Origin of the sequence: Xenorhabdus indica (genome assembly GCF_014467235.1) — a bacterium.
GTDB lineage: Bacteria > Pseudomonadota > Gammaproteobacteria > Enterobacterales > Enterobacteriaceae > Xenorhabdus > Xenorhabdus indica.
In genome coordinates this window covers 108,813-118,411 of record NZ_NKHP01000013.1, presented here as the reverse complement: position 1 = coordinate 118,411, position 9,599 = coordinate 108,813, and the positions used below count along the sequence as shown (strand labels likewise).

At 44.1% G+C, this 9,599-nt stretch carries 2 protein-coding genes; both read left to right on the top strand.

The window, feature by feature from the left end; genetic code table 11:
* Positions 1-1,201: 1,201 nt before the first annotated feature.
* A complete protein-coding gene (locus tag Xind_RS21670) occupies positions 1,202-5,884 on the top strand; it encodes an AMP-binding protein (protein WP_246432522.1) in 4,683 nt (1,560 codons plus the stop codon).
* Positions 5,881-9,255, top strand: coding sequence for an AMP-binding protein (locus Xind_RS21665; RefSeq protein WP_246432520.1), 3,375 nt, complete (start codon positions 5,881-5,883; stop codon positions 9,253-9,255). Before Xind_RS21670 ends, Xind_RS21665 begins: the two co-directional genes overlap by 4 nt.
* The last annotated feature ends 344 nt before the right edge of the window (positions 9,256-9,599 follow it).

Below are 9,599 nucleotides of genomic sequence, written 5' to 3'. Positions count from 1 at the left end.
GTACTTTACAGAGGGTTCAACCGGAAGGGAGGACGACGAGGGTTAACGTGGGAAAAGCTGACTCTGATCCTGAAAGTGCTGGGTTATCCTTCAAGCTGGCAAGTCCATTCAATGTTCAATTCTTGCTGAATAGGTGTGACGACTGGGGTTTGTCGGGAGCCGGATGCGGTAGTTCTGCATGTCCGGTTCTGAGGAGGGATCTGCCCGGGTGACTGGGTAGGTCTACTCACCATTTCTGCCGTTTTTTCATCCCTCAGTGGCAGCAATTTTGTCTCAATAACAGATACCGTCTGCGCCATCGGTAAGGTCATATGTATCCCAGTGCAATCTTACCACCATGAACTTTTGCATTTATTAAGCTCACAATATAAATCGATTTATTCCTGAATTAGATGAGGAGTGTCGAGTAATATACTTTTTAAATAATTTTATAATTATATTAAGTTTAATGACACCAATTTTGTTATAAAAATATCTTATACAATTGAGTTGAGTAAGTATTAATATCGCTATTTATGTTTACAGCATAATATAACAACTTCTATTTATTATCTTTTTTTGAAATTATTTTTTGTTTTTTTGTGATTAATTCCGCGAATTTTTTAAAAAAAATTGCAACTTAATTTGGCACTGGTATCATAAAGTCAATTGAAAATTATATTTCAATTTAACCAGTTGGAACATTATCTTATTTGTTGTTATTTAGTATTTGCCATTTCGTCGACGGTTTATATATATTTAAGATTTTTGAAAAAAATGATAAATTATCATAATGTTAATGCTTTTAATGTCATTATTCGAATCATTGTCTTATTCTCTCATTCTAGAAATAGTAAACCTTACTTAAGTTTTATGAAAAATATTATAGTGGTCGATTTACCCGATAGTATAAATAACATTAAGAATAAAAAACTCAGCCCTTCGCCAAAATGAGTCTTTTACCGATGCCCAGCATCTATTTTATGAATTTATTTATGGAGATGCCGACATAATCGTGACATTTGACTGCGTTTAAAAAGTTTCGCTAAAGTGCTTTCCAAAGAGTCAAAAATACATGTGTTACTTCTATATGATTATTTCGTAATAGTGGGATACTAAATCTGGCAAAAAGCCAGTTTAGTAAGGTGTTATCACGATAACTGTATTAAAATAAATAGATTAAATTAATCACAAAAAATAAATCCAATAAATTAGGTGTGGAATGACGGTTTTAATCATGGAAAATCCTATTTTCGAACTATCTAGATCACAGCAAGCCGTTTTCAAAATGGAAGCATTTCATTTGACTGGCTACCCGTTTTATTTGAGTGTTGCAGTACGTTTAAACGGGGATATTTCTCTGGACAGACTGACTCAGGCCGCTGAAACAACCCAAAATTCAATGGATATATTTCATATTGGATTCGTTAATGACCATGCGGAAACAGATCACTTGGCAACACAGTGGCATGGCATCCGGCGGCTCACTCCTCATGCGGAAGTCATACAAGTAGATTTTAGCGGTTATCCGGACCCTAAACGGGCTTTTGAAAGTTGGGCGGAGCGCCAGACGTTAATAGAAGAAGATTTATCACTGACACCAGTGCGCGTTTTTGCTGTGCGTTTTCAGCCGGAACAGACAGGCTGGTTTATTAAGGCGCATCATGCGGCTACAGATGGTGAGGGATTGTCAGTACTGATAGAACATCTGATGAGTGCGCTGGAAGAAGAAGAGCCGGATACGGAATATCTTCTATTTTCGGTCAACGCGGAGGGTGAGCGGAATTATGAAAATTCCCGGCGTAGGCAAAGAGATGAAGCGTATTGGCGAAGTATTTTCAGTGACAATACCGGTAACGAAACGGAATCCGCTAATACCGGTAAAATAGCCAGCCGTTATCCGATCGGTGACTATCGCAGGCTAACGCCTCGATCCCGGCGTGTACGTCACGAACTGAGTGAAGCTGAAAATGATATGCTGCGCCAGTTTAAAAGTCGTGGCGGCTCTATTTTCAGGTTGTTTTTCGCGGCGGTTGCGTATACACAAATGGTTATTGAAGATGGTAATGGTGCTTTATTGCAGGCACCGATGCTTAACCGCTGGAGTCATGAAGAGAAACGCTCTGCCTCTATGGCAGTGGCACCGGTTTTGATCCCCGTATCTCGTGAAGCGGGGGAGACGGTGACAGATTGTTACCATATGCTTAAGCCGCGTTTGCAAAAAGCGGTTGCCCACTCACGTTATGCGCCAGGCGCCCGATGGAATGAATTTGCATCACAAGATTGGAAACGAATCATTCCCGCTTTCGGGGTTTCTTATCAAACTGGCATTTTCCGGAAAACTGTCTTAGGTGCTGACGTATCAATTGATCATATGCAAGCAGTAGAAGCCCTGTTTGCGACCATTCATATCCATGACCGCTTTGAGGGTGGGAACTTCAAACTTGAAGGTGATTTCCGCAAGATATGGTCATTAGATCAATGTCACATGTTTCTGAAAACAGTCACTGATTATGCAATGGAAGCTGCCTGCGAAATTTTGGCGCAACAAGAAGTCACACAAACACCATTAGGTGAAAAAGAGCAAGAAACCCACTCTTGGAAAGAATCCCAGACAAAACCGATCGGCATTCATTTATACCATGCGTTTGAACGTTATGCTGATAACCTGTTATTCAAGCAGGGTGCTGATGCGGTAACTTATCGTCAGGGATTGCAATGGATTAACAAGTTCAGAGAACAGTTGCGTACCATACGAAATGGGCATGATGAGCACAATCCGGTATTTATTCTGGGAAGACGTACTCCTGAAACTGTGCTCGCTTATCTGGCTTGCCTGATTGAAAATGTGACGGTAGTTCCCGTTTGTCCGACCATGCTTTTAGCCAGATTATCGGCTATTGCCCGTAATTCGGGGGCATCTCTCTGCATTTATACGGAAACCGACCATCACCTTGCAGAAATGCTGGGCTTGCGTTTGTTACGTGTTTCCTTGGATAAGGCAGGGCTTGATGTTGCATTGAATCCAGTGACATGGACAGAACATACACACTGTCACCCTGCTTATATTCTCTATACCTCAGGATCGACCGGAGAACCTAAAGGCGTGGTGATTTCCCCGATGGCGCTGGCCAATTATGCGTTGGCGGCTAAGGCGGCTTACGCTGCGCAGACTCCATTTAATGCGCCTTTATTTACCTCCTTTGGTTTTGATTTAACCCAGACCGCTATTCTGGTTCCGGTTTTGTCGGGCGGATTTATCCAGCCTCATGAACAAGATATCCGTGATAACCCTGAATTGCTGCAAACGTTACTGGCTGATGAGTCATTGACGGGCGTTAAATGCACGCCATCCCATCTCTCATTGCTGATTGAGCACAGCCCGGAAAGAAGTCATCCGCTGACTTTTGTTGTGGGTGGAGAAAATTTGTCTTCTTCTCTGGTGAAGAAAGCACTCGATTATTTTCCTGTGGGAAGCAAAGTAATCAATGAATATGGGCCGACAGAAACAACAGTCGGATGCTGTATCTGCTCAGTGAGTGGGGGAGAAAGCTCTCCTGACGGTAATAACAAGATAAACACCGCAGTTATGCCTATCGGTACAGCGTTGGGTAAAGCAGAGATGTCGATAAAAGATTCTTGGGGGCAAAATATGCCCCGTGGATTCAGGGGTGAAATCAGTATCAGTGGTCCGGTGCTGGCCACGGGATATCTCAACGACAGTATCCAGACGCAGGAAAAATTTGTGTGCGGTGCTGATGGCTTAAGCCGTTGGTATCGTACTGGTGACTTGGGGTTACAGGACGAGCAAGGCATATTTCATTGCCTTGGGCGTATTGACGATGAATTTAAGATACGTGGCTACCGGATCCACCCCGCGGAAATAGAGAAAGCAGTGGAAAGTGTACTGACGAGTGTTGGGGAAAACGACAACTATAGTTGGGAGTTGAAGGCACTGAAACTGGTGGTTGATGAAGCGGATGGGTATGAGACAGTCGCTTTGTGCAGCAGTCAAGTCATACCGCATGACTGCCCGGAATTTCAACGTAGCCTGAAAACAAAAATTCCTGATGCTTGGTTACCAACGCTATACTGTACCGTACAACCCTGGCCGATTAATGCGAATGGTAAAGTTGATATGGCGGCGCTGACTGCTGCAGCTCAGGCAACGTTGATGGCGAGTGGTTCTTCCCAGCTCGGTTCAGCCAATACACCAAGCCAGAATGCGTCGGGAACCTATCAACTGCCAATCTGGTTAAATGCAGATTTTCTGAAACCTATCTGGCCCCAGACCGTCGATCTTACCACTTCATTTCTGGAACAGGGAGGAGACTCGATCAAAGCGATCAGGCTCGTTGCATTATTAGCCAGAGAAGGGATTCGGATTGCTGCAAGTGAACTGTTAACGTCGAATTCCTTGGGCTCTGTGCTTGAAAAAGCCTGCGTAGCGGCATTGGAAAATGAAGTCACCAATTCGGCTATCTCAGAAGAGATTGAAGCAAGCTGGATTAAGTTCTTACCAAGTACCCGTTGGTTCCGGCAACAATGTTTTAAACACGGCAATCGTTTGCAACAAGGCATGGTGCTTGAGTTGAAATCTTCGCTCTCGGCTGAAGAAATAAACGCGGCTGTCTCAATGGTTAAAGCAAGGCATAAAATTTTTGCTTTGAGAGCAAATCAAGATTTGAGTGAGTTTTACTTTGCATCTCCAGAACCGGAGGTGTATGACGGTGATACCGTGACAGAAGACGAGATTCTGGCGCCGGGTGAACACCTTGAAGACCGATTGAATAAATTGCAAGACCGAGTTTGTCTGGAGAAACAACCCAGCGTGCATTCGGTCGTATTTGATCCGGTTTCACACAAAAATTATCTGTTTTGGGTTTGTCATCACCTTATTTGCGATGTGCATTCATGGATTTTCTTATTGGATGAATTGGAGCAGGCTATTAATGATTCTTCATTCCAGACTGCGAACGCAGAGGAAACGATCCATGAGCAAGGCGCATTCCTTTGGGGTAAATGGTTAGGAGAGCACGTTCCTGAAGTGGATGATGTACCTTATGACGATACCTTCCATCACTCCTCGGTGACTCCGGTTACTTTGGCGCTGTCAATTTGCGGTCATGATTTGCGATTGATGGAGCAACGCTTTAAGGCTGAGCGTTCACAATTGATCGCGGCTGCTTTGATGGACGTTATGCAAGATAACGGAATATTGCCTCCGCAGCCTGTAATCCTGTTTGAAAACCATGGGCGTTTATTCTCTGAAGCAGGCATTCCCGCAACCCGGAACACGGAAATGGCGAATGCGGTGGGTTGGTTTACCGGCTTTAATCAGTTGGCTCTTAACATTTCATCAGAGCACCCATACCGACTTTCCCAAACTGCTTTTTTGCGAATATTAAAGTCGGGTCTCTATGAAGATAAACAGAGCTGGAAAGCGCAGTTGGGGCTGAGTCATCCGGGAAAACGACCACACATGTGCATCAATGATATTGGATCGGGATTAGAGGGACGCGGAACATGGGTGCATTTCGATCTGGTTCAGTCCTTGTCGGGAGGTTTCCGGCATCCTGACGAAAAGAGTGTGACCGACTTTGACATCCTCATTCGTGATTGCCGTGAGTCTGGTTCTGTTTTAGTTGAATTGAGGTTGGGTATTCCCAACGCTAATGGTGATGATGCGCAGCATTACTTGGCACAATTAAACGAAAAACTATTATTGAGCGAAAAGCAGCTATTAAACGAAAAACGCTTAGCCTGGTGTGATAGCAAACATGAGGTATCCCGTGATTTGCAGGCTGATCAGTGTTTGGAACAGCCATTAATACCTGCCGATTTTCCTCTTTGTCAACTCTCACAAGCGGAGCTTGATCTCATTATTAAGGGAGCCTCAGCATGAGAACCGCTATCGATTCAGCGAATACAGTATTCAACGCTAATTATATTGAAGAACTGCTACAAGTGACGCCTCAAGCGAATGGGTTACTGTTTCACGCATTAAAAGATGGAAACAGCGCTTATCACATTGGTGTGGCATTCAGCGTGAAGGTGGATGTCGATAAAGAAGCCCTCCTTGAAGTATGGCAGCAGATACAGCAGTCACAGCCCGCTCTCAGGTCGGTTTTTGTCTGGGAAGGTATTCGCACTCCCCATCAGGTTATTTATTCTTTGCCCCGAATTCCGTTTGAATACACCCGTGTTGATTCGACGGCTCCCGTCCCGTCAATTAAACAGCGTTGCCTTGATTGGCTGGCATATTCTAAAGCCACTCCTTTTGCATTGAACAAAGAAGTGTTTCGCATTGTTGGCTTCCACGATGTTAAGGCGGGAACGGTAAGTCTGGCCTTCTCTTTTCACCATATTCTGATGGATGGCTGGAGTAGTTCGCTGTTGATTTCCCTCTGGTTGCAGGGATTGCGTCGGCAAAAAATTGTTCCTCTGGATGCACGTATCTATTCACAACAACTCTGGCAGGGATTAAGCCGGGAAGCGTTGATGTCCGGTCGCAAATATTGGCGAGAGGTGTTTCAACATTTGCCTGATGGAGAGTCTTCTGCAACAACCAAACTCTTGGATGAACCCCTGTTCCGAACTACTGGTCACAATGTGGCTGAGAAAGCAATAAATGAAAAAATCGTCGTAAGTAGCCTATGGAGCGAAGAACGTAAATCGGCTATAGAATCACTTTGCCGCCGCGCGGGGGTAACGTCGGCCAGTTTTATTTATCTATGCTGGGCATTGACGCTGGCTAAATTCACCTTCCAAAAAACCATTACGTTGGGCTGTACATTTTCTGGCAGAGGCGGAGCTTTGACGCAGGACATTGACCGTCAGCCCTTAGGTCTGTTTATCAATACCGTACCGCTTATCCTTACGCTTGAAGGTAAGTGGAATATAGAAGCTGCTTTGCGTTCTGTTTTTCAAGCGCTACAGCAGGCGCAACAATATGAAAAAACGCCGCCTTTATTGATCCGTGAGGAAGCGGGAATACGTGAAGAACTCTATGACTCTATTGTGGTTTTTGATAACTATCCCATTGATGCCACATTGAAGGATACCCGTTGTGGCGCATTCGTGACGGATTTATACAGTGAAGAAACGACGCATTTCGGTTTGACATTAACCGTTTCTGGTGTGGAACAATGGTTAGTCGAACTCAGTGCCGGAGAGGTTTTCACGGGGGCATCTGATGCAGTAAAAATGGTGTTTAATGGGTTTGAATCGTTGGTGGAAGATCTGATTAATCACACCACAGATACCTTGATTGAAGATCTCATCTTAAAATTTAGTACAGAGAGCGCTGAAGAAGTGTCTTTGCGCATCGGGGAGATCAACGAACAGACGCCGGATATCAATTTATTGCTGACAGGTATTTATCAGCGTCTTAGCGAGTCTCCCCAAGGAATCAGCCTGGTCGATGGACAAAATAACATCAGCAATTGTGAGTTATTGAAAGGAATTAGTAGCGTACAAGAACAGTTACGATTATCGGGTTTTATTCCGGGAGACAGAGTTGCTGTCCATCTTGAAAAAGGATTGTTATCGACTCAGGCAATACTCGCAATATTATTCAGTGGGGGCAGTTACTTCTATGTCAATCCGAAAGATCCACTGCAACGTAAAAAGATGCTGTTAACTTTGGCAGATTGCAGCATTGTTTTATGTGGTGCTTCCTTTAATAAAGAACTAGGTTTTAATAAAGAACCAGGCGCAGAGAGCGGGCGTTATTTACTGCTGGATATTGAGGAAAAGAGTTTACAGCCATCTACGGCGGAGCCAACGCTATGGACTAACCGACGGCCTGAAGATGAATTTTACTTTATATTCACGTCGGGAACGACGGGTACGCCTAAGGGGATTGCGATTCGTAATGAATCGGTCGCAAACCTGCTGGACTGGTTTATTAAAGAGACGGTGCTGACAGCCGCTGATAGAGTGCTTGGGCTGACCGATCTGAATTTCGACCCCAGCGTAGAAGATTTATTGGGGAGTTTTGTTGTTGGTGCCACGCTGATCTATCCATCGCCGAATGTGTTACTGGAGAGACAGGCATTCATTGAGCTGTTGCAGTCTGAATCCATCACCTTAATCAACTTTATTCCCGGAGCCATTGCACAGCTTATTCAGGATGCACCATTCTTGCCTGCCATGAGATTGTGGATATTTGGGGGTGAAGAATTACCCAAACGTCTTCGGGATGATTTGTTGCAGCAAGGGTATGCCGTTAGCAACCATTATGGTCCCAGTGAGACGACGGTGGATTGCCTCAACGCGAAACAATCTCTTACTGCGGATGTTGCCATCGGTTGGCCAATTCAAAATGTTATTGCCTACTGCGCTGATATATTTGGCAAACCATTGCCTGCCGGTGTCCGTGGTGAGCTTTGGGTGGGAGGCAAGGCGGTTGCCCGTGGTTACACGACGAACCCCGTTGAGACGGAGAAATATTTTGTTAAATCTATGTACTTGGATCAATACAGTAAGCATCCTTTTTATCGCACTGGCGACATGGTTACTTTTTCCAGTGAGTCAGGTTTTCGCTATCTGGGGCGGATTGATGACCAGGTGAAGGTGAACGGTATTCGCATTGAACCGAGTGAATTGGAGCGTGTTGTTGAGACATTAGATGTGGTTAAAGCCTGTTGTCTATTGCCCGTAACAGAATCGCCCGCAATAGAATCGAAGGGAAAGCGCCAGTGGCATCTTTTTGTTGATAGCCATGAACCCCCTGCGATGTTGGAGCCTCGGGTACGAGAACATATCCGGCGTAACTTCCCGGAATCGTGGTTACCTTCACTTATTGCGGTTGTCGATGGGTTTGAACGTACCATTACCGGCAAAATCAATCGCCGAAGCTTACAGGAGTATGCTGCGCAACAACTGCAAACAAAACCGGTGGAAAATCATGTGCCATTGGCAGATCCGGTGGTAGCTAAAGTGCAGGCGGTTTGGAAAGCGGTGCTGGAAAGCCAAATGATTGATATAAACATCAATTTCTTTGATGCTGGTGGTAACTCGATAAAGATAATTGCACTCCAATCCCAGTTGCAACAAGCGTTCAATCAGGAGGTTCGTGTCACTGTCTTATTTGAGCATCCGACGATTTCCTCATTCTCAAACTGGATTAAACAGAACCGGTTGTCACCTGAACAGGTGAACTCAGACAAACAATCATCCCAAGAGCATATGCTGTCGTCATTCCAATCCGGCAAGAGCAGATTAGCGGACAGGCGACGCAAAGCCAAAGGAAGTACAGGAGAGCCTGTTTAATGAATGACGATGTATTTTATGTGCTCATAATAAATATTAATTATCACATGGGAAATAATGATAGGTCTTTATGGTCTTAATATTTCTTTTATTTACTGTTAATTGATAAAGTATATTTTCCATGTGTTTTTCATGTTAATTTCTCGAAATTAACATGAAGGTTACTTTTTGATAAATAAATCATTGCATGAATCAACTCTATTTTATTTTAAAAAATAGAGTTGATTGCGCTGTCAAAGTTTTTTGCGGGAAAATATAAATTTTACATTGGTTTTAAGGCTGTGACTTAAGGGCGGTAGCGTATCTAAATAACACTTATGGAATCGGATATTCTATATTTTGTT